Source organism: Paraburkholderia sprentiae WSM5005, assembly GCF_001865575.2.
In the GTDB taxonomy this organism is placed as follows: domain Bacteria; phylum Pseudomonadota; class Gammaproteobacteria; order Burkholderiales; family Burkholderiaceae; genus Paraburkholderia; species Paraburkholderia sprentiae.
Genome location: NZ_CP017562.2, coordinates 380,054 through 398,712 on the forward strand (window position 1 = coordinate 380,054; position 18,659 = coordinate 398,712).

General features: G+C 64.7%; 19 protein-coding genes and 1 pseudogene. 15 read left to right on the forward strand and 5 right to left on the reverse strand.

All coding sequences use genetic code 11. From position 1 onward, the window contains the following. The first annotated feature begins 285 nt into the window (after positions 1–285). The 7 genes from BJG93_RS18485 (at position 286) to araD (ending at position 8,467) form a co-directional block, all read left to right on the forward strand. Complete coding sequence (locus BJG93_RS18485) at positions 286–1,266, forward strand: dihydrodipicolinate synthase family protein (RefSeq protein ID WP_027195754.1); 981 nt, start codon at positions 286–288, stop codon at positions 1,264–1,266. Next, on the forward strand, positions 1,263–2,207 hold the full coding sequence (locus BJG93_RS18490; RefSeq protein WP_027195755.1) for an SMP-30/gluconolactonase/LRE family protein: 945 nt from the start codon (positions 1,263–1,265) through the stop codon (positions 2,205–2,207). Before BJG93_RS18485 ends, BJG93_RS18490 begins: the two co-directional genes overlap by 4 nt. Before the next feature lie 246 nt (positions 2,208–2,453). Continuing rightward, entirely contained in the window at positions 2,454–3,623 is a 1,170-nt protein-coding gene (locus BJG93_RS18495) for an extracellular solute-binding protein (RefSeq protein WP_027195756.1), read from the forward strand. A gap of 171 nt (positions 3,624–3,794) precedes the next feature. Then, positions 3,795–4,874: an ABC transporter ATP-binding protein gene (locus BJG93_RS18500; RefSeq protein WP_027195757.1), complete on the forward strand. Its 1,080-nt coding sequence runs from the start codon at positions 3,795–3,797 to the stop codon at positions 4,872–4,874. Beyond that, entirely contained in the window at positions 4,871–5,758 is an 888-nt protein-coding gene (locus tag BJG93_RS18505) for an ABC transporter permease (RefSeq protein WP_027195758.1), read from the forward strand. The genes BJG93_RS18500 and BJG93_RS18505 overlap by 4 nt, the downstream gene beginning before the upstream one ends. Next, on the forward strand, positions 5,758–6,699 hold the full coding sequence (locus tag BJG93_RS18510; protein WP_027195759.1) for an ABC transporter permease: 942 nt from the start codon (positions 5,758–5,760) through the stop codon (positions 6,697–6,699). Before BJG93_RS18505 ends, BJG93_RS18510 begins: the two co-directional genes overlap by 1 nt. Positions 6,700–6,730: 31 nt before the next feature. Beyond that, the gene (araD, locus tag BJG93_RS18515) at positions 6,731–8,467 is read left to right on the forward strand and encodes an L-arabinonate dehydratase (protein WP_027195760.1); all 1,737 of its coding nucleotides are present in this window, start codon (positions 6,731–6,733) and stop codon (positions 8,465–8,467) included. Positions 8,468–8,470: 3 nt separating this feature from the next. On the opposite strand, the pseudogene BJG93_RS18520 reads toward araD, so the two are convergent. Together BJG93_RS18520 and BJG93_RS18525 are read right to left on the reverse strand one after the other, a co-directional pair. Continuing rightward, positions 8,471–8,697 (reverse strand): annotated as a pseudogene (locus BJG93_RS18520) (short chain dehydrogenase); the annotation flags it as partial. Positions 8,698–8,865: 168 nt separating this feature from the next. Beyond that, positions 8,866–9,318 (reverse strand): DUF3005 domain-containing protein, encoded by a 453-nt coding sequence (locus BJG93_RS18525; RefSeq protein ID WP_027195762.1) that lies wholly within the window; start codon positions 9,316–9,318, stop codon positions 8,866–8,868. Positions 9,319–9,646: 328 nt separating this feature from the next. Here BJG93_RS18525 and BJG93_RS18530 point away from each other — a divergent pair, with 328 nt between their 5' ends. Both BJG93_RS18530 and epsC read left to right on the forward strand, forming a co-directional pair. Beyond that, complete coding sequence (locus BJG93_RS18530) at positions 9,647–9,880, forward strand: hypothetical protein (RefSeq protein WP_013092363.1); 234 nt, start codon at positions 9,647–9,649, stop codon at positions 9,878–9,880. 121 nt (positions 9,881–10,001) lie between these two features. After that, entirely contained in the window at positions 10,002–10,928 is a 927-nt protein-coding gene (gene epsC / locus BJG93_RS18535; protein WP_027195763.1) for a serine O-acetyltransferase EpsC, read from the forward strand. A 35-nt stretch (positions 10,929–10,963) separates the two neighbouring features. On the opposite strand, the gene BJG93_RS18540 is transcribed toward epsC, so the two are convergent. Together BJG93_RS18540 and BJG93_RS18545 are read right to left on the reverse strand one after the other, a co-directional pair. After that, positions 10,964–11,476, reverse strand: coding sequence for a metal-dependent hydrolase (locus BJG93_RS18540; RefSeq protein ID WP_027195764.1), 513 nt, complete (start codon positions 11,474–11,476; stop codon positions 10,964–10,966). Between the two features lie 139 nt (positions 11,477–11,615). Continuing rightward, the gene (locus tag BJG93_RS18545) at positions 11,616–11,969 is read right to left on the reverse strand and encodes a hypothetical protein (protein ID WP_034478568.1); all 354 of its coding nucleotides are present in this window, start codon (positions 11,967–11,969) and stop codon (positions 11,616–11,618) included. A gap of 573 nt (positions 11,970–12,542) precedes the next feature. Here BJG93_RS18545 and BJG93_RS18550 point away from each other — a divergent pair. Continuing rightward, positions 12,543–13,079 (forward strand): hypothetical protein, encoded by a 537-nt coding sequence (locus BJG93_RS18550; protein ID WP_027195766.1) that lies wholly within the window; start codon positions 12,543–12,545, stop codon positions 13,077–13,079. 4 nt (positions 13,080–13,083) lie between these two features. Here BJG93_RS18550 and BJG93_RS18555 read toward each other — a convergent pair whose 3' ends face one another. Then, positions 13,084–13,515 (reverse strand): hypothetical protein, encoded by a 432-nt coding sequence (locus tag BJG93_RS18555; RefSeq protein WP_027195767.1) that lies wholly within the window; start codon positions 13,513–13,515, stop codon positions 13,084–13,086. Between the two features lie 239 nt (positions 13,516–13,754). On the opposite strand from BJG93_RS18555, the gene BJG93_RS18560 reads away from it, so the two are divergent. From BJG93_RS18560 to BJG93_RS18580, 5 genes are all read left to right on the forward strand, one after another. Continuing rightward, positions 13,755–14,453: a CDP-alcohol phosphatidyltransferase family protein gene (locus tag BJG93_RS18560; protein WP_027195768.1), complete on the forward strand. Its 699-nt coding sequence runs from the start codon at positions 13,755–13,757 to the stop codon at positions 14,451–14,453. Next, the gene (locus BJG93_RS18565; RefSeq protein ID WP_027195769.1) at positions 14,450–15,265 is read left to right on the forward strand and encodes a HalD/BesD family halogenase; all 816 of its coding nucleotides are present in this window, start codon (positions 14,450–14,452) and stop codon (positions 15,263–15,265) included. The genes BJG93_RS18560 and BJG93_RS18565 overlap by 4 nt, the downstream gene beginning before the upstream one ends. Then, entirely contained in the window at positions 15,262–16,326 is a 1,065-nt protein-coding gene (locus tag BJG93_RS18570) for a lysylphosphatidylglycerol synthase domain-containing protein (RefSeq protein WP_027195770.1), read from the forward strand. Before BJG93_RS18565 ends, BJG93_RS18570 begins: the two co-directional genes overlap by 4 nt. Positions 16,327–16,355: 29 nt before the next feature. Then, positions 16,356–17,120, forward strand: coding sequence for a phosphocholine cytidylyltransferase family protein (locus BJG93_RS18575; RefSeq protein WP_027195771.1), 765 nt, complete (start codon positions 16,356–16,358; stop codon positions 17,118–17,120). 118 nt (positions 17,121–17,238) lie between these two features. Continuing rightward, on the forward strand, positions 17,239–18,642 hold the full coding sequence (locus tag BJG93_RS18580; RefSeq protein ID WP_027195772.1) for an MFS transporter: 1,404 nt from the start codon (positions 17,239–17,241) through the stop codon (positions 18,640–18,642). Positions 18,643–18,659: the final 17 nt, after the last annotated feature.

The window sequence follows — 18,659 nt, forward strand, 5'->3', positions numbered from 1 at the left end:
GACAGCATTATTTCCGTCGCGCTTTCATTTAATCGCATTTACTCGATTATCCGCGAAAGCAGGTCATTGCAAGCCGCGTCCTGCTTGCCTAAAAACAGCCTATGCCGATGCCGCACGGGATGCGCTGGCTCCATTGTCATACAAAAGGAAAGATCGTGATGTGCGCCCGACAATCCGACGCCAATGGCATGGCGCGGCCGATCCCGATGCGCAAGTTGTTTGACAACATTGCGATGCCGATGCTACCGTGAACGCTCCGCCTTGTGCGTTTGCGCGTCAACCATCATGAACGAATCTCCGCTCCGCGACGGCGAGTTCGCCGCATCGGTCATGGCCGTGCCGCCGCTCGCGCGCCGCGCCGACTACACGCTCGACCCGGCTCAGAATCTCGCGTTGATCCGCCATATCGAAGCGGGCGGCGTACGCACGCTACTGTATGGCGGCAACGCGAACCTTTATCACGTCGCGGTCAGCGAATACCGGGAACTGTTGGACCTGCTCGCCGACGCCGCGAGTCCCGGAACACGCGTCATTCCTGCGCTCGGTCCCGACTACGGCAAGATGCTCGACCAGGCGCGCATCCTCGCGCAGACGCGTTACCGCACGGCGATGGTGCTGCCGCTCGGCGGCTTGACGACGCCCGAGGGCGTCGAGACGGGCCTCACACGGATCGCGGACACGGCCGGCATGCCGCTCACGGTGTACATCAAAAGCGAAAACTACGTCGATGTCGATACGCTCGCGCGGCTCGTCGAGCGTGGCACGTTGACCGCGGTCAAATATGCGATCCCGCGCGACGATCCCGCTGACGATCCGTATTTGCGCCGGCTGCTGCAACGCGTGCCGGCCGCCAAGATCGTGTCGGGCATGGGCGAGCGGCCGGCGCTCGTGCATCTGCGCGAGTTTGGACTCGCCGCGTGGACCACCGGTAGCGGCTGCATCGCGCCGAGCATGGTGATGGCGCTGCTGCGCGCGGTGCAGAGCGGCCACAGCGCCGGTAGCGCTGATGACAACACCGCCGAACGTCTGTACGACGCGTTCATGCCGCTCGAAGCGCTGCGCAACGACATCTCGCTGATCCGGGTGTTGCACGATGCGATCTCGTTCACGGGTCTGGCCGACATGGGGCCGCTGCTGCCGCTGCTCAGTTCGACACCGCGCGAGCATCATGCGAAGATCGCGCAGACCGCAGGCACGCTACTCGCGCTCGAACGCGAGTTCGCGCGCACCCCATGTAACCGTTCCGACAGGCAGGCCACCGCATGACCGACCAAAGCCGACGCTATCCCGATCCCGCCATCCGCGTGTTCGATCCGCGCTTCAAGTCGCTGATCCTCGCGTCGGCATCGGTCGAATGCTTGTACCAGGGCACGCGCTGGTCCGAGGGGCCGGTGTGGTTCGGCGATGGACGCTATCTGCTATGGAGCGACATTCCGAACGACCGCATCCTGCGCTGGGACGAAACCACGGGCGCGGTCAGCACGTTCCGTCAATCGTCGAACAATGCGAACGGCCACACGCGCGATCGGGAAGGGCGGCTCGTCAGTTGCGAGCACCTGACGCGGCGGGTGACGCGCACCGAGTACGACGGTTCGATCACCGTGCTCGCCGATCGCTATCAGGGCAAGCGCTTCAATTCGCCGAACGACGTGGTCGTCAAATCGGACGGCTCGATCTGGTTCACCGACCCGAGCTTCGGCATCGACGGTTTTTACGAGGGCGAGCAGCAGCAGTCCGAGCTGAACCCATGCGTGTATCGGATCGACGGCCAGTCGGGCGAGGTGTCGGTGGTGATCGACGACGTGCTGGCTCCGAACGGTCTCGCGTTTTCACCGGATGAATCGCTGCTGTACGTCGTCCAATCGCGCGGCGAGCCGCGCAAGATCCGTGCGTTCGATGTCGAGGCCAACGGCAAACGCACGACGGTGTCGAACAACCGCGTGCTGATCGACGCGGGTCCGGGCACGCCCGACGGTTTTCGTATCGATGTGCACGGCAACTTGTGGTGCGGCTGGGGCATGGGCACCGACGAGCTGGACGGCGTGCGCGTGTTCACCGCGCACGGCGAGCCGCTCGGCCATGTCGCGCTGCCGGAGCGTTGCGCGAACGTGTGTTTCGGCGGACGGCATCGCAACCGCTTGTTCATGGCGGCGAGCCACGGGCTGTATTCGCTGTTCGTCAATACGCAGGGCGTGCGCGGCGGCTGAGCGGTCGTCCGCTTACCAGACAACACGTGCTGCATGCGCAGCGGACGCTCGGGTTTGCCCTTAACGCGCGTTGCCAGGCGTTGAAGGACAAGGAGTCCACGGAAAACAAGCCGTTTTCGCGCACGCCAGCAGTCTCGACTATTTGCTTGACATCGGCTGTTGCGCTTCGCTATGTTCCATTGGTAGAAAGACACCGCCCGCAACGCATCGACGGCGGGCTTCCATACCAAGAAGCGAGGAGACGCAATGACTGTTTCGCACAGGTTGTCGTTCAAGCTGCTATCCGTCTGTATCGTCGCGAGCGCGGCCTTCACCGTTGCGGCGCATGCGGCCGATCCGGTCACGATCAACATCGTCGACGTCGCCGGCGATCTTCAACTCACACAGAAGGGCTTCGAGGCGTTCAAGGCGAAGTATCCGAATCTCGTCGGAAACATGACGTTCACGAACGCGCCGGCGCCGCAATTACCCGGCAAGATCAAGGCGATGCAGGCCGCGGGCCGCTCCGACATCGACCTCGTGCTGACCGGCACCGACGCGCTCGCGGCCGGCATCGAACAGAACCTGTGGATCAAGCTGCTGCCCGACAACGCGGCGCAGTTCCCCGGCGTGCTCGACAAATACGCGCCGGGTCCGCGCAAGATGCAGGACCTCGCGCAAGGCTACGGCCTCGAGGTCGCGTATATGCCGGCCGGTCCGTTGCTCGAGTACAACCCGGCCAAGGTCAGCGATCCGCCGAAGACGCCCGAGCAACTGCTGCAATGGTGCAAGGCCCACCCCGACAAGCTGATCTACGCACGGCCGGCAAATTCCGGTCCCGGCCGCACGTTCCTGATGGGCTTGCCCTACGTGCTCGGCGACAAGGACCCGCGGGACCCGGTGCATGGCTGGGACAAGACATGGGCGTTCCTCAAGCAGTTGAACGACTGCATTCCGTACTATCCGGGCGGCACCTCGGCGGTGATGAAGGAACTGGGCGAAGGCACGCGCGACATGACCGTGACCGTGACCGGCTGGGACATCAATCCGCGCGCGCTCGGCATCGTGCCCGCCGAATTCCGCGTACAGCCGTTCGACAACATGACGTGGGTCAACGACGCCCACTACATGGTGATTCCGAAGGGCGTGCCGAAGGAAAAGCTCGACGTGCTGTACAAGATGATGAACTTCATGCTGGAGCCCGCGCAGCAGGCGCTGACCTACGACGACGGCTATTTCTATCCGGGCCCGGCGATCAAGGGCGTCACCGTCGAGCAGGCGCCCGCGCACAGTCAGGAGGTGCTGCAAAAGTATGGCCGCCCCGAATACGCGAAGATGTTGGCCGATCATCCGCATGCGTTGCCGCTGAATGCAGCGGCAATGGTCGCCGCCTTCAGGAAGTGGGATAGCGACATCGGCGCGCAAAAGACCCGTTAGGCCTTCGCCATCGCGACGGCAAACGAGGCGAAATGCAGCGCGGCGTGAAGTTCGGCCGCGCTGCGTGTTTTCAGCGATGACGTGCGCCTCCGCTTGACTGCCTGATGTGCCGCGTTCACCGCAAGCGCGGCACTCGCGACATCCGTCGCCCACGCGGACCAGGAAACCGCCATGAAGCATCATTTTGAGCAGTTGCGGCTCGATTCGGTGAGCCGCAGTTTCACGAACGCGCAAGGCCACGCGATCGCCGCGCTGCAGGGTCTCGACCTGACGATCCGGCGCGGCGAGTTCATCGCGCTGCTGGGGCCGTCGGGTTGCGGCAAATCGACGGCGCTGAACTGCATCGCCGGATTGCAGCCGCTCACCGGCGGCGGCATCTGGCTCGACGAACGGCGCATCGACGTGCTGCCGCCCGAAAAGCGCGGCTTCGGCATGGTGTTCCAGAACTACGCGCTGTTCCCGCACATGAGCGTGCTCGACAACGTCGGCTTCGGGCTGAAGATGCGCGGCGTCGGCAGGAGCGAGATCGCGCGGCGTGCGCGCGAGGCCCTGCAACTGGTGCAGCTGACCGGTCATGAGCACAAGCTGCCCGGCCAATTGTCCGGTGGCCAGCAACAGCGCGTCGCGATCGCGCGTGCGATCGTGATCGAGCCGCCGCTGATCCTGATGGACGAGCCGCTGTCGAATCTCGATACGAAGCTGCGCATCGAAATGCGCGCGGAGATTCGCCGCATCCATACGCAGCTCGAACGCGCGACGCTGTACGTGACGCATGATCAGGACGAAGCGCTGTCGATGGCCGATCGCATCGTCGTGATGAGGGAGGGCGTCGTGCAGCAGGTCGCGACGCCGAAGGAGGTCTATACGCGGCCGCGCAACCTGCACGTCGCGCGCTTCATGGGCTATCGCAATGTCGCCGAGTTCACGCTGGAGGGCATGCAAGGCGATGGGGTCGCGGTCAGTGCCAACGGCGTGCGGCTCATCGGCACGCCGATGGCGGGCTTCGACGGCAAACGCGTGAGCGTCGCACTGCGTCCCGAAGACATGGAGCGTGCCGAACCCGGCGCCGACAACGCGTTCGATGCGCTGATCGACGCGGTCGAATACGGCGGCCACGATTCGCTGCTGCGCGCGAAGACCGCGTTCGGCGACGTGTGGGCGCGCGTGACCGGCGAATGCGCGGAGGGCGAGCGCATCACGTTGCGGGTGCGGCCGTCGTGCGTGCTCGTCTATGACCCCGAGGCCGCATGAACACGCCGACGCTCGTCCCCCCGCTTAGCTCCCGCGCGCCGCGCGACGCCAAGGCCTGGCTCGTCGCGCCTGCGCTGCTCTTCATCGTCGCGCTGTTCATCTATCCGTTCGCGTATGGGCTCGCGCTGTCGTTCCGGCCGATGAACGGCGGCGGCGTGTGGGCCAACTATCTGACGTTCTTCACCGACATGTCGATGTGGCCGACGATTCTCGTCACGCTGAAGCTGTCGGTACCGGCCACGCTGATCAACGTCGGCGTGTCGGTACCGGTCGCGTTCGCACTGCGCCGCTACTCGCGTTATCAGAAGATTGTCACGACGCTGCTGGTGATTCCGGTGACGCTCGGCACCGTGCTGATCGCGGACGGCATGCTCACGTACTTCGGTCCGCACGGCTGGCTGCCGCAGGCGTTGCAGGCGCTGCATCTGTACACGCGCGAAGTGCGGCTCACGCACAACTTCACGGGCGTGCTGCTGTCGCTGATCGTGTCGGGCTTTCCGTTCGCGTTTCTGCTGACCCTGTCGTACGTGACCGGCATCGACCCCACCCTCGCGAGCGCGGCCGCGACGCTCGGCGCGAGTCCGTGGCAGCAGTTTCGCCGCATCTATCTGCCGCTGCTCGTGCCGGGGCTCACGATGGCCGCGTGTCTGTCGTTCGTGCAGGCGTTCTCGGTGTTTCCGTCCGCGGTGCTGCTCGGCGCGCCCGCGGGTCCGACGCGCGTGATGTCGATTGCCGCGGCCGAAGCCGCGTTCGAGAGCTACGACTATTCGCTTGCGTCGGCGATCGCGATGGTGATGGGCTTCGTGCAACTGCTGGTGGTCGCCGCGCTGCTCGGCGCGCGTCGCTGGTTCTATCGTGGCCCCGTCACGGGAGGCAAAGGCTGATGACGACCGATCGTCGCGCGACGCAGCCCGACTGGTCCGCGTCAACCTCCGCTTCCGCGGCGCCTCAGCCGGGCGACGGCGCCCGCGAGCCCGCGCAACACGCGCGTCAGCGCGCGAACCTGGCGGGCCGTATCTGGCGGGTGCTGGTGTGGGCCGTAATGGCGTTCTTCCTGATCAACGTCGTGCTGCTGATCGCGACCGTCGCGGTGAATTCGATCGCGACGCGCTGGTTCGGCACCGCGTTGCCGCAAGGCTTCACGCTGCACTGGTATGCGCAGGCGTGGAGCGACTTCCAGCTCGCGAGCGTGTTGTGGGTCACCGTGCAGGTGGTCGGCGCGGTCGTGCTGCTGTCGGTGCTGCTCGGCGTGCCCGCCGCGTATGCGCTCGCGCGCGTGCAGTTCACCGGCAAACGCCTCGCGATGCTGATCTTTCTGCTGCCGTTGATGGTGCCGCCCGTCACCTACGGCATTCCGATGGCGACCGTGATGTACAAGGTCGGGCTCGCCGGCACGCTATGGGGCGTGATTCTTGCGAATCTGGTACCGGCGCTGCCGTTCGTGATTCTCGTGATGACGCCGTTCATCGAGCAGATCGATCCGAATCTCGAGGCGGCCGCGCGCATTTTCGGCGCGAACACGTTCCGCTATTTCCGTTATGTGCTGCTGCCGCTGCTCGTGCCGGGTATGCTGGCGGCAGGCCTGCTCGTGCTGGTGCGCACGATCGGCATGTTCGAACTGACGTTTTTTACGGCCGGCCCGGCGACGCAAACGCTGGTGGTCGCGTTGTACTACGCGGTCTTTTCGACCGGCGTGCGCGCGCCGCAATCGATCGATGCGATGGCGATGATCTATATGGCGATCACGTTGATCTGGGTGCTGATCGCCCTACAATTCGTGAGCCCGACGCAAATCGTGTCTCGCGTGAAAGAACAGAGGCGCTGACGCAGGGTCGGCGGCCATCGTGGAGTAGACGTTGACGAAGAGAAAGACCCCCGAGGAATTGCGCAGTCATCGCTGGTACGGCGCGAACGATCTGCGTTCGTTCGGCCACCGCTCGCGCACGGCGCAGATGGGCTACAACCGCGACGAGTACGCGGGCAAGCCGGTCATTGCGATTCTCAACACGTGGAGCGAGATCAACCCGTGCCACACGCATTTCAAGCAGCGCGTCGAGGAAGTGAAGCGCGGCATCTGGCAGGCTGGCGGCTTCCCGATCGAGCTGCCGGTGCAGACGCTGTCCGAGCCGTTCCAGAAGCCCACCACGATGCTGTACCGCAATTTCCTCGCGATGGAAGCCGAGGAGATGCTGCGCTCGTATCCCGCCGACGGCGTCGTGTTGATGGGCGGCTGCGACAAGACCACGCCCGCGTTGCTGATGGGCGCGATTTCGATGGATCTGCCCGCCATCTTTCTGCCGGCCGGGCCAATGCTGCGCGGCGACTGGAACGGCGTGACGCTCGGCTCGGGTTCCGATTCGTGGCGATACTGGGCCGAACTGCGCGCGGGCACGCTGACGCCGGACGACTGGCAGGGCGTCGAGAGCGGCATCGCGCGTTCCCCGGGGCACTGCATGACGATGGGCACCGCGTCGACGATGACGAGCGCGGCCGAAGCGCTGGGCTTCACGTTGCCCGGCTTCGCGTCGATCCCGGCACCAGATTCGCGTCATGCGCAGATGGCCGCGAAAACCGGCATGCGTATCGTCGAGATGGTGTGGGAGGATCTGAAGCCGTCGGACCTGATTACGGCGGCATCGGTCGATAACGCGGTGACGACGTGCGTCGCACTGTCCGGGTCGACCAATTCGGTCGTGCATATGATCGCGTTGGCACGGCGCGCCGGCATCGAGTTGACGCTCGATCGCTTCGACGAGATCGCGCGCCGCACGCCCGTGCTCGCGAACATCCGGCCGACCGGCGCCTACCTGATGGAAGACTTTTTTTACGCGGGCGGTCTGCGTGGGCTGCTCGCGGAACTGGGCGAGTTGATCGACGGCTCGCAGAAAACCGTGAACGGCCGCACGCTCGGCGAGAACCTTGCTGGCGCGCGCATTTTCAATGACGACGTGATCCGCCGCCGCGCCAATCCGCTGCTACGCGACAGCAGCCTCGCGGTGCTGCGCGGCAATCTGGCGCCCGACGGCGCGGTGATCAAGCCGGGCGCGGCCGAGCCGCACCTGCTCGTGCACACGGGCCGCGCTGTCGTGTTCAGCGACTACAACGACATGGCCGCGCGCATCGACGACGACACGCTCGATATCGACGAAAGCTGCGTGCTCGTGCTGCAGCACGCGGGGCCGGTCGGCGCGGGCATGCCCGAGTGGGGCCAACTGCCGATTCCGCGCAAGCTGCTGCAAAAGGGCGTGCGCGACATGGTGCGTATCTCCGATGCGCGGATGAGCGGCACGAGCTATGGCGCGTGCGTGCTGCACGTGGCGCCCGAGGCGTTCGTCGGCGGACCGCTGGCGTTCGTGCAAAGCGGCGACCTGATCGAACTGGATGTGCCGCGCCGCCGGCTGAATTTGCTGGTATCGGACGAAGAGTTCGCGCGCCGCGAGGCCGCGTGGGTCAAACCGGCGGCGCGCTTCGAGCGCGGCTATGGCGCCCTGCATCAGGCGCACGTGATGCAGGCGCATCAAGGCTGCGATTTCGACTTCCTGCAACGTGGCGGCGCGCGTCCTGATAGCCCGGGCGAGCCGGAGATTCACTGAGCTTCAATACCCCACGCGATACACGCGCCCCGTCTGCGCGCTGACGGGCTCGAAGCCCGGAAAGAACGGCGCGTAAGCGTCCATGGCCTCGGTCAGCACCGTCGGACTCACAAGGTTGATGCGCAGCCGCGCGGAAGTTCGATCGCCGCGCCGCGCACGAAGCCTTCGAGTGCGAGATTGACGGTCGTCGCGCTCGCGCCCTGCAGGATCGGCTCGTCGCCCGGAATGCCGCACCGATGACGACGATTCTTTTCATCCGCAACTCCGTTAAACGAACCGGCGTTAAACAAAGCAAAGCACGCACCAGAATTAAACAGTGCGTGCCACGTCATTACCTGATTAATCGGAATAAACGCGGTGATTCAAGCGCGCGTATAAAGGGATGATACGCAACTCCGCTATTTCACCCGATGTAATTCAATCACGCGCGCGGGCCGCAAATGATTGAGCGCGTAATGAATGCGGCCACGCTCCTGGCGCTGTCCGACCGGACGCGGGTCGTCGTACTGATGGTCGGCCGAGTAAGCGCCGACCGGCTCGGTCATGCCCTTGTCGATCACCGCGTAACCCGGCTCGAGCGCGAGCAGCAGATGATTGCCGCCGACCCGGCTGTCGAAGCCGGCCATGCCGTCGAGCGACTCGGGCACGCTGTTATCGAGCGTCGCATTGCTGGTCGTGATCGCGTCGGGCGAGATCGCGCCGTGGCCCGCGAGACGGGCCGCTTCGCGGTTCTTGCCGTCGGTGTCGACCGTGCTGTCGTGCGTGCGGTCGTTGTGCAGATCCGTGCTCGGTGGGTCTTTCGGGTCCGGTTTCGTGCCGGCGTTTTCCGGTTTGCTGATCGCGCTGTTCATCGTGCATCTCCTGAAGAGGACATCGTCGAAGAAGGAGCAAAAGCCGTTCCGACTGCCGCGGCGCCGCGATGCGCGGGCCTCGCGATGCGTTGTCCGCCATGCTTCGATGCGAGTCGCGTTGCCCTCGCGATTGAGTGGCGATGAGGTCCGCGTTTCATTTCGTTTTTTTTAATGGACGCGCATTTTCTACAGAGTATGATCTTACTCCTGCGACCGATGCGCGGTTAAATTGGCGTCACTGCTCTGGCTGTTCATGGTCGGAAAATACGAACAAACAAATGGCCGCGCGATTGAGAAAACGTTACGGGGCTTCAGGGGCGGGTGGCTCATGCACTTCGATGCTGCATTCACACATCGCGGCTATCTTTTGAATTGCGAACCGGCGCGCTCGGGCGACGGCTCCTGGCAACCGTATGTGGTGATCTCGCGCTCGAGCGACGGCGAACTGGTCGCCAACCGTTTCTTCCCCACGGAACTGCGCTTCTCCGACGAAGCCGCCGCGATCGCGCATGCGCGCGATTGGGCCGTGCGCTGGATCGACGCGAGCAGTCTCACTATTTAAGCTCAGGGAACGGCGAGTGTTGCCGCTGGCCGCTGGCCGTTGCCGCGCGGGCGGCGTTAAAACGTTGTAATCTCTGCTGCATCCCCACCTCGAACCGTGCATGCCGCACGGCGCCGTCCTTATGCCCAACGTGCCTGCCCACAACTGGGGCCTTGAACAGATCGTCGCCGACCTGCGCGCCTCGCGCGAACAATTGCATCGCACGCGGCATCCGCTCGGCATTCGCGAATTGCCATCGCGTGAAGCGGTGGTCAATATCGTGGCTGGCCTGCGCGCCGCGATGTTTCCGACGCATTACGGCGCCCCCGATCTAACCGACGAGACAGTCGACTACTACGTCGGCCATACGCTCGAAAGCACGTTGCGGCTGCTCGCCGAACAGATTCGTCGCGCGCTGCGCTTCCTGCCCGAGTTCGGCGCGACGCCCGAGCCCGAGTTGCGCGAGCGCGCATTCGCGGTGGCGCGCGAGTTCGCCACGCAGTTGCCGGGCATCCGCGCGCTGCTCGTCAGCGACATCCAGGCCGCGTTCACCGGCGACCCGGCCGCGCAGCACATCACCGAAATCCTGCTGTGCTATCCGGGCGTGTGGGCGATGACGCATCACCGTCTCGCGCATGCGTTGCACCGGCTCGGCGTGCCGCTGCTCGCGCGCTTCATCAACGAGATCGCGCACTCGGCGACCGGCATCGACATTCACCCGGGCGCGACGATCGGGCCGAGCTTTTTCATCGATCACGGCACTGGCGTGGTGATCGGCGAGACCGCGATCATCGGCGAGCGGGTGCGCGTGTACCAGGCAGTCACGCTCGGCGCGAAGAGCTTCGCGGCCGACGAGGACGGCACGCTGATCAAGGGCAACGCACGCCATCCGATCGTCGAGGACGACGTCGTGATCTACGCGGGCGCGACGATCCTCGGACGCGTGACGATCGGGCGCGGTTCGGTGATCGGCGGCAACGTGTGGCTCACGCACAGCGTGCCGCCCGGCAGCAGCGTATCGCAAGGCAAGGTCCGCGAAGGCGAGCGCACCGACGATGGGCGGCAGTGATGCACCGCTAGCCGCGTCCGGATGCATTGCCGCGTCTAGCTGATCGGCCAGTGGCGCAACCACGGCAACGCATGCACGCGATGCAGCCACACATGCTCGCCGATCAGCCACGCGGCCACCCACGACGCGGCGACGACGATCAGATCGCAGTGCCCGCTATTCCATAGGTTCAACGAATGCCGCCCGGCGATCCACGGCACGCCCAGCGGATTCGGCCAGTCGGCGAACAGATGCATCAGGCCGCCGCACGCGAAGCCGAAGGCCGGCGCCGCGTAGATCGAATGTCCGAGCGTGTGATACGACACCGCTAGCAGCGCGAGCCAGCCGATACCCCAATGCGTCAACGTGCGATGTGTGATCCACAGCCGCCGCGCGCGGGACCACCACGCGACTTCGAGCCAGTCGGGCGCGGTGCTGCCGGCCACGCCGGCGATGAAGCTAAGCAGCACGGCTGGATGAAACGGACCCCCGCCGCTGCGCGCGACGATCGCCGCCGCGATGATGCCGGCAGCGAAACCGGTCGCATGATGCGCTTTGCTGGATGCCATCGAAACTCGCGGCACGCGTGCCGCGCGAAAACAAAGGGCGGCTATGTTCGCAGATGAGCGGATAAAAAAATAGCCGATGCGCGACATAAAAATTCGCGCATCAGCCGATGGCGCACGGCGTTCACGCGAGACGCGCCGCTCAGGTCGCGCAACGCGCGATATGGAAGCGCATCTCCTCTTCGGGTGGATCGTCGGGCGCATCGGCCGGACGCATGACCTTGATGACCGTGTTGCCGTTGAGCGGCGTGAGCGTAACGAAGTACGAATTGTGCGAATCGGCACCGACCGCGAGTTCGGTCGCGGCGCCGGCGTGCGAGATACGCACGCGCGGCAGACGTTCTTCAAGGCAGGCCGCGATGGATGCAGGCGTGCGCGATGAAGAGACGTACACGAGCGGCGCGGACGCATCGCGCGCGGGGCCGCCCGACGAACCGCAAGCGGCGAGGGTGGCAGTGAGGGCGACAGCGGGGGCAAGCAGCAAAAGTCTTTTCATGATCCGATCGTCGGCGTTCCCATGCATGCATGGGAAGGTGAGGCGCGAGCGAAGCGCGATGCGCCGGCGTGCAGCGCGATGCTTCGCGACAAAGCCGCTGTGCGGACGGCGCGGTGTCACGCGCGTCGCACGGCGGCCGGGGCAGTATACCGAGCATGCGTTGACGTCGTCACTAGCGCGGCCATGCGTTAATTCGTCCGACGGCCAACCGTAAGGGCCCATGAAAAAACCCGCGACGTGGTATTTAATAATTGGTTTGCGCAATGCAGTCTTACGAAGAAAGCCTTAAATCGAGGCGGGATGCCACCTATAATTTCGATAGACGCCTTCGACCAAAGGGTGTCTTTTTCATTTTTATACGCGGCTCTCGGGCCGCGTTTTTTTTATATATTTTCAAGGCCGATTTATAGATCGCCACGTACCGGCAAATAGCATCTTTCGCCGGTGGGGCTGCTTCGCGATTCCGAACAGGCCTTGTCCGTTCGTCAGATGGAGCGAAGCAAAGGGCGCAGGACAGGTAGAATCGCGGGTTCGAAATCTGTTTGTGCGCCCCGCGAAGTGAGTGAACCTGTGATGAACGACACGCCCTTTCCCTCGTCCGACACGAATGCCGAGTTCCCGACCGATGATTCTTCCGGACCGCAAGACAGCGTGCATGAAGACCGTCTGTGGCATGACAACGGCTGGACCGCGCGCATCATCAAGAACGAAGACGACGAAGGCTGGGCCGTCGAAATGATCAAGGACGGCGAGGCGGAGCCAACGCTCGTCGGACCGTGGACGATGGGCCGCAACAAGAAGGATCCGAAGCCGCTCGACGTATCGGCGTTCAACACGCTGGTGAAAACGGCGTCGGAAGTGCTGCGTCGTCACGAGCAGCAACTGCGCGCGCAACTGCACAGGGCAGTGCGTGTGCCGAGCGCGGACGGCAACGACGAACTCGACATCACGCTCGATATCGTTCCCGACGAAGACGAGCCGTACGCACTGTTGAGCGCGCTCGATGCTTTCGGCGAGCAGGTCGCGCAAGTGCAGGTTGCGCCGACGTTCAAGCTCAGCAAGGCGAGCGCCGCGGCGTGGGTGGCAAACGAGTTTCGTCGACCGGGGTGAAGCGCTAGCTGCGCTTGCAAAAAATGGCGGTGATGAGCGGCGCGACGTGATGCACGATCGCCGTGCTGCCGGCGTTCTCGAGCGCGCTTTTTACCTTGTCGTCGCTGCCGAACACGACGGCGCCATACGCGGACTGCGCGACCGGCTCGCCGTCGCCGACCCGGAACATCGGGTCGTCCTTTTCGAAGCCCACCACCGCGAATACCCGGAAGCCGAAAGCGGTCAGATGCGCATCGGGCATGGGCGAGAACGCGTTGATCGAGTTGCTTTCGACGTGCGTCGGCTTCGGGTTGATCAGCTGCTGCTGCATCAGATCAGCAATGAACTGGTGGCCGCTCTCGTTGCATACCAGTGGCGCGTCGAGCTCCACGGCGAACGAAGAAAGCGGCAGTGCGGCGGCTGCGGCAAACAGCACAGGGGCAAGAAGACGGTTCATGAGCGTAGGCGGGCGTCACCAATCGATGTGGTGGACCAGCAACCACCGCGCCATCCCCGCGGAGGCACGAACGGTGCTGCACATCGAAGGATTCCGAGCGACTGGCAAAACTGGATTCGCACTTTACAGCGATTCGGCGAATTCCGCTTTGCGACGGACACGCAACGGCATCTACGACTTCACAAAAAAGCGTTCGGGATGACAGCAAGCTTTCAGAATCCCGTATATATTTCCGACTTATGACTTCGCGACGACCTCCAATAAACGTTCCGCCGCCACGTACGTGGGATGCCCGGCTCGCCCGCCGGCTCGTGACACCGCTAGTCGACACCTGGGTCACCCCGAACCATTTGACCACGCTGCGCCTGCTGATCGGTATCGCCGGCGCGTTATGCGTTGCGCGCGGGGGATTCGCGTGGGCCAACGCGGGCGCACTACTGATCGTGCTGTCGAATTTCGTCGACCACACGGACGGCGAACTCGCGCGGGTCGGTGGCAAGTCGAGCCGCATCGGTCATTTCTACGACCTTGCCTGCGACGCGCTCGTCACCGTGATGCTGTTCGTCGGCATGGGCATCGGTGCCGGCGGCACACAGATCAGCGCTTTGAAGCTCGCGCCTGGCGTGCTCGGCGCGGTGGCGGGTGTCGCCATTGCCCTGATCTTCTTTTTGCGCATGCGGATCGAGGAAATGGCCGGCAAGGCCGGCACGAAGCAGGCGTCGGTGGGCGGCTTCGAAACCGAGGACGTGCTGTACCTGCTGCCGATCGTCACGCTGACGGATGTCGTCGCGCCGTTCGTGGTGGTCGCGGCGATCGGCGCGCCGCTGTTCGCGGCATGGGTGGTGATCGACTACCGGCGCGTCGCGCGCCGTACCGCTCGCGTGGCGGCCAAGGCCGCCAACGCTTCCGAAACCAGTCGACAGTGGGCCAGCGAATGAACCTGCACGCCGAAGACGACGTGATCGCGCCCGTTTCCTCAGGCACGCCCGTGGCGGCGCTCATCCCCGCGCCCGACGCCGACCGTGCGATCGCGAGCCGTACCCGCACCTTCGACAACGCGCGTCTGCGAAAAGACTTCGCCGCGCAGGACGCGTTTCTGTATCTGGAAGATTTCCTCGCGCCGGAAGTCACCGCGCAGCTGGTTCATAGCGCGCGGTCACTGCTCGACGAGGTGAACCGCAACTATCTGCCGGGTCACAAGCAGGGCGGCAGTGTGAGCCGTCATACGATCGACCGGCTCGCGCCGTTCATCGCCGAGCTGTATCGCTCGAAGGAGCTGATCGGCTGGCTCGCGCAGCTGAGCGGCGATCAGCTGCAGGTGTCGCCCGCCGACGATCCGCACGCGTACGCGCTCTACTACTACACGCGCGCCGGCGACCATATCGGCTGGCACTACGATACTTCGTATTACGAGGGACGCCGCTACACGCTGCTGCTTGGCGTGATCGACGAGTCATCGTGCCGGCTCGACTATGAGCTGCATACGCGCAATCCGGACGTGCCGGACGAGCCGGGTTCGGTGCAGATTCCGCCGGGCGGCCTCGTGTTTTTCGACGGCGACAAGCTGCGTCATCGCATCACGCCGGCCGGCCCGAACGAGATGCGGGTGTCGCTGACGTTCGAATACGTCACCGATCCCACTATGCGGCCGTGGCGCCGCTTCGTGTCCAACATGAAGGACGCGATCGCGTACTTCGGTTTCCGCCAGGTGTTCCGTCAGATCGCCTCGCGCGGCAAGGACGCAGCATGAGTCGCGCGGCCCTGCTTCTGCTGTCGATCGGCTCGGCGCTGTTCGTCGGCCTGCTCGCCTGGCAGGGCTTCGGCTCGGTGGCGTCGACCCTGCTCGCAGCCGGCTGGGGGCTCGCGGTCGTCGCCGCATTCCACGTGGTGCCGCTGGTGCTCGATGCGGGCGCGATCGCGGTGCTGTTCAAGCGCGGCGCCCCATCGCGTGACGGTGCGCAAGAAGGCGCAACGCGCGGCGCGACGGGCACTGCACGAGCCGAACCCTCGCTGCGCGATGCGCTGTTCGCGCGCTGGGTCGGCGAATCGGTGAATAGCCTGCTGCCCGCCGGGCAGATCGGCGGCCCGGTGGTGATGGTGCGTCAACTGTCGCAGCGCGGCATGCTGCTGCGCGACGCGGCCGCCGCGATCACCGTCAGCACGACCTGGCAGGCGCTCGCGCAAATCGTGTTCGCGCTCGGCGGCCTCGTGATGTTCGGCGCGTACGCGGCGCACGGCGCGCTGCATGACGTGCGAAGCGCCACGCTGATCGCGACCTGCGTGCTCGGCTCGCTGATCGCCGCGTTTTACTTCGCACAGCGGCGCGGCCTGTTCGGCCGGCTGCTCGGCGTGGTGTCGAAGCTGTTCGGCAAGCGCGACTGGGCGTCGCTGATGACGCGCGCCGAAGCGGTCGACGCCGCCGTGCAGTCGCTGTACCGCGGGCGCGGCAGCGTGGCGGCGAGCTTTGCGCTGAGCCTCGTCGGTTGGGCCGTCGGCACGGCCGAGGTTTGGCTCGCGTTGCGTTTTTTAGGCCACCCGGTCGGCTGGATCGATGCGCTGCTGCTGGAGAGCATCGGTCAGGCGATTCGCGGCGCGGCCTTCATGATTCCGGGCTCGCTCGGCGTGCAGGAGGGCGGCTATCTGCTGCTCGCGCCGCTGGTCGGTTTGCCGCCCGACGCGGCGCTGGCGTTGTCGCTCGCCAAGCGTGCGCGTGAACTGGTGCTGGGCCTGCCGGGCCTGCTCGTATTGCACCTCAGCGAACGAAGCTGGCAACGTCGGCGCGCCGTGCGGCGTGTGCCGGTTGCCGATTGACCTCCGTATTTTTTTCCAAAGGACAGCGCATGCGCGCCATCATTCTCGCAGCGGGCCTCGGCCTGCGTCTCCAGCAACCGCCGCAAGCCCAGTTTCCGAAATGCCTGTTGCAGTTCGACGGCATGAGCCTGCTTGAACGGCATCTGCAGATGCTCGAAACCGCCGGCGTGACCGACGTCGTTTTGGCGCTGGGTTTTCAGCCGGAATCCGTGCAGGCGGAACTGGCGCGCATCGACTGGCCGCACAAGGTCGAGACCGTGCTCAATCCGCGCTTCGATCTGGGCAGCGTGCTGACCGTGCATACCGTTGCCGATGCACTGACGCGCGGTGGAGACGTGCTGCTGATGGACGCCGACGTGCTGTACGACGAGCGCATTCTGAATGCGCTGGTGGCGGGCGAGTCGGTCAACCGTCTGCTGATCGACCGCGATTTCGAAGCGGGCGACGAGCCCGTCAAACTGTGCCTGAAGGACGGCGTGCCGGTCGAGTTGCGCAAGCAGCTCGCGGTCAATCTGGAGTACGACACGATCGGCGAGTCGGTCGGCTTCTTCCGTTTCCGCGAGGAAACCGCGCGGCGCTTCACGCAGATCGTCGCAGGCTATATCGACAGCGGCCGCGCGAACATGCCGCACGAAGAAGCGGTGCGCGACCTGCTGCTCGAGCGCAGCCAACTGTTCGACACGGCCGACGTGAGCGGCGCACCGTGGATCGAGATCGACTTCCCGAACGACGTCGCACGCGCGGCCAACGAAATCCTGCCGCAGTTGCAGCCGCTCGTCAGCGCTTCGCGCTAAGGCGCCGGTGCCGCGCGGACGAGGCGCGGCAAAATCGTCTCGCGTGACAACATGTGTTGTCGCCGCGATGCCATAATCGACGCTTTCCATTGATGGCTGGCCGCCCGTCGCCATGACAATGCTGCTCGCTTTAGGCGCTTTCATCGTTCCGCTGATCGTCGCGTGCGCGATGTTCATGGAAAACGTCGACGGCACGGTCATCGTGACGTCACTGCCGGTTCTGGCACGCGACCTCGGTCACGATCCGATCACGCTGAAGCTTGCGGTCACCGCGTATGTGATCGGCCTTGGCGTGTTCATCCCGATCTGCGGCTGGGTCGCCGACCGCTTCGGTTCGCGAACCGTGTTCCGCACAGCCATCGGCATCTTCATGGCGGGCTCACTGATGTGCGCGGTCTCCACGTCGCTCGCTACCTTCGTGCTCGCGCGCTTCGTGCAGGGCATCGGCGGCGCGCTGATGGTGCCGGTGGGCCGCATCATCATCTTCCGTTCGCTGCCGAAGTCGGAGTTCATTCGCGCGATGAACTACCTGACGGTGCCGGCGTTGCTCGGTCCGGTGGTCGGACCGCCGCTCGGCGGCTTTATCACGACCTATCTGCACTGGCGTTTGATCTTCGTGATCAACGTGCCGATCGGCCTGTTCGGCATCTGGCTGACCAACAAGTACATCGCCAATACGCGCGAGCCGCATCCAGGCCGGCTCGACTGGCTCGGCTTCGTGCTGTCGGCGAGCGGGGCTTCGCTATTCATGCTCGGGCTCTCGCTGGTCGGCGGCGAACTCGTGTCGACGCGACAGTCGGTCGGCATGTGCGTGATCGGCATCGCGCTGCTGGTGGTTTATGTGCTGTACGCGAGCCGCGTCGCGCTGCCGGTGCTCGACCTGCGGCTGCTCCGGATCCCGAGTTTTCATGCGAGCGTGATCGGCGGTTCGCTGTTTCGTATCGGTCTTGGCGCCGTGCCGTTCCTGTTGCCGCTCGCGTTGCAGGAGGGTCTCGGCATGACCGCGTTCAGAGCCGGCGCGATCACGTGCGCGTCCGCGTTCGGCTCGATCTTCATGAAGACGATGGCGTCGCGCATTCTCGAACGCTTCGGCTTTCGCACCGTGCTGATGGTCAACGCCGCGTGCGCGGGTCTCGCGATCGCCGTGTACGGCCTGTTCTTTCCCGGCACGCCGCATTGGGTGATCTGGTGCATCGTGCTGGTGGGCGGCTTCTTTCCGTCTCTGCAATTCACGTCGCTCAATACGCTTGCCTATGCGGATATTCCGGGCAGCGACGTCGGCCGCGCGACCAGTGTCGCGAGCGTCATCCAGCAGATGTCGCTCGGCCTCGGCGTGACGATCGCGGGTATCGTGCTGCAGATTTCGCATCAGGCGCAAGGTCATCCGACCATCGTGTTCTCCGATTTCTGGCCGGCGTTTCTCGTCGTCGGTCTGTTCTCGTGCCTGTCGATTCCGATTACGCGGCGCCTGCCGCGAGACGCGGGTGATGAGATTGCGCGCGGCAGCCGCGGGAGAGCGTAAGCGATGATACGAACGCA

Bases quoted from the DNA above. Each gene is read 5' to 3' on its own strand.
- BJG93_RS18560 (WP_027195768.1), top strand. From the start codon at position 13,755: ATGACTTCGCGACGACCTCCAATAAACGTTCCGCCGCCACGTACGTGG.
- BJG93_RS18575 (WP_027195771.1), top strand. From the start codon at position 16,356: ATGCGCGCCATCATTCTCGCAGCGGGCCTCGGCCTGCGTCTCCAGCAA.
- BJG93_RS18580 (WP_027195772.1), top strand. From the start codon at position 17,239: ATGCTGCTCGCTTTAGGCGCTTTCATCGTTCCGCTGATCGTCGCGTGC.
- BJG93_RS18545 (WP_034478568.1), bottom strand. From the start codon at position 11,969: ATGAAAAGACTTTTGCTGCTTGCCCCCGCTGTCGCCCTCACTGCCACC.
- BJG93_RS18495 (WP_027195756.1), top strand. From the start codon at position 2,454: ATGACTGTTTCGCACAGGTTGTCGTTCAAGCTGCTATCCGTCTGTATC.
- BJG93_RS18540 (WP_027195764.1), bottom strand. From the start codon at position 11,476: ATGGCATCCAGCAAAGCGCATCATGCGACCGGTTTCGCTGCCGGCATC.
- BJG93_RS18485 (WP_027195754.1), top strand. From the start codon at position 286: ATGAACGAATCTCCGCTCCGCGACGGCGAGTTCGCCGCATCGGTCATG.
- BJG93_RS18505 (WP_027195758.1), top strand. From the start codon at position 4,871: ATGAACACGCCGACGCTCGTCCCCCCGCTTAGCTCCCGCGCGCCGCGC.
- epsC (WP_027195763.1), top strand. From the start codon at position 10,002: ATGCCCAACGTGCCTGCCCACAACTGGGGCCTTGAACAGATCGTCGCC.
- BJG93_RS18570 (WP_027195770.1), top strand. From the start codon at position 15,262: ATGAGTCGCGCGGCCCTGCTTCTGCTGTCGATCGGCTCGGCGCTGTTC.
- BJG93_RS18500 (WP_027195757.1), top strand. From the start codon at position 3,795: ATGAAGCATCATTTTGAGCAGTTGCGGCTCGATTCGGTGAGCCGCAGT.
- BJG93_RS18565 (WP_027195769.1), top strand. From the start codon at position 14,450: ATGAACCTGCACGCCGAAGACGACGTGATCGCGCCCGTTTCCTCAGGC.
- BJG93_RS18490 (WP_027195755.1), top strand. From the start codon at position 1,263: ATGACCGACCAAAGCCGACGCTATCCCGATCCCGCCATCCGCGTGTTC.
- BJG93_RS18525 (WP_027195762.1), bottom strand. From the start codon at position 9,318: ATGAACAGCGCGATCAGCAAACCGGAAAACGCCGGCACGAAACCGGAC.
- BJG93_RS18555 (WP_027195767.1), bottom strand. From the start codon at position 13,515: ATGAACCGTCTTCTTGCCCCTGTGCTGTTTGCCGCAGCCGCCGCACTG.
- BJG93_RS18530 (WP_013092363.1), top strand. From the start codon at position 9,647: ATGCACTTCGATGCTGCATTCACACATCGCGGCTATCTTTTGAATTGC.
- BJG93_RS18550 (WP_027195766.1), top strand. From the start codon at position 12,543: ATGAACGACACGCCCTTTCCCTCGTCCGACACGAATGCCGAGTTCCCG.
- BJG93_RS18510 (WP_027195759.1), top strand. From the start codon at position 5,758: ATGACGACCGATCGTCGCGCGACGCAGCCCGACTGGTCCGCGTCAACC.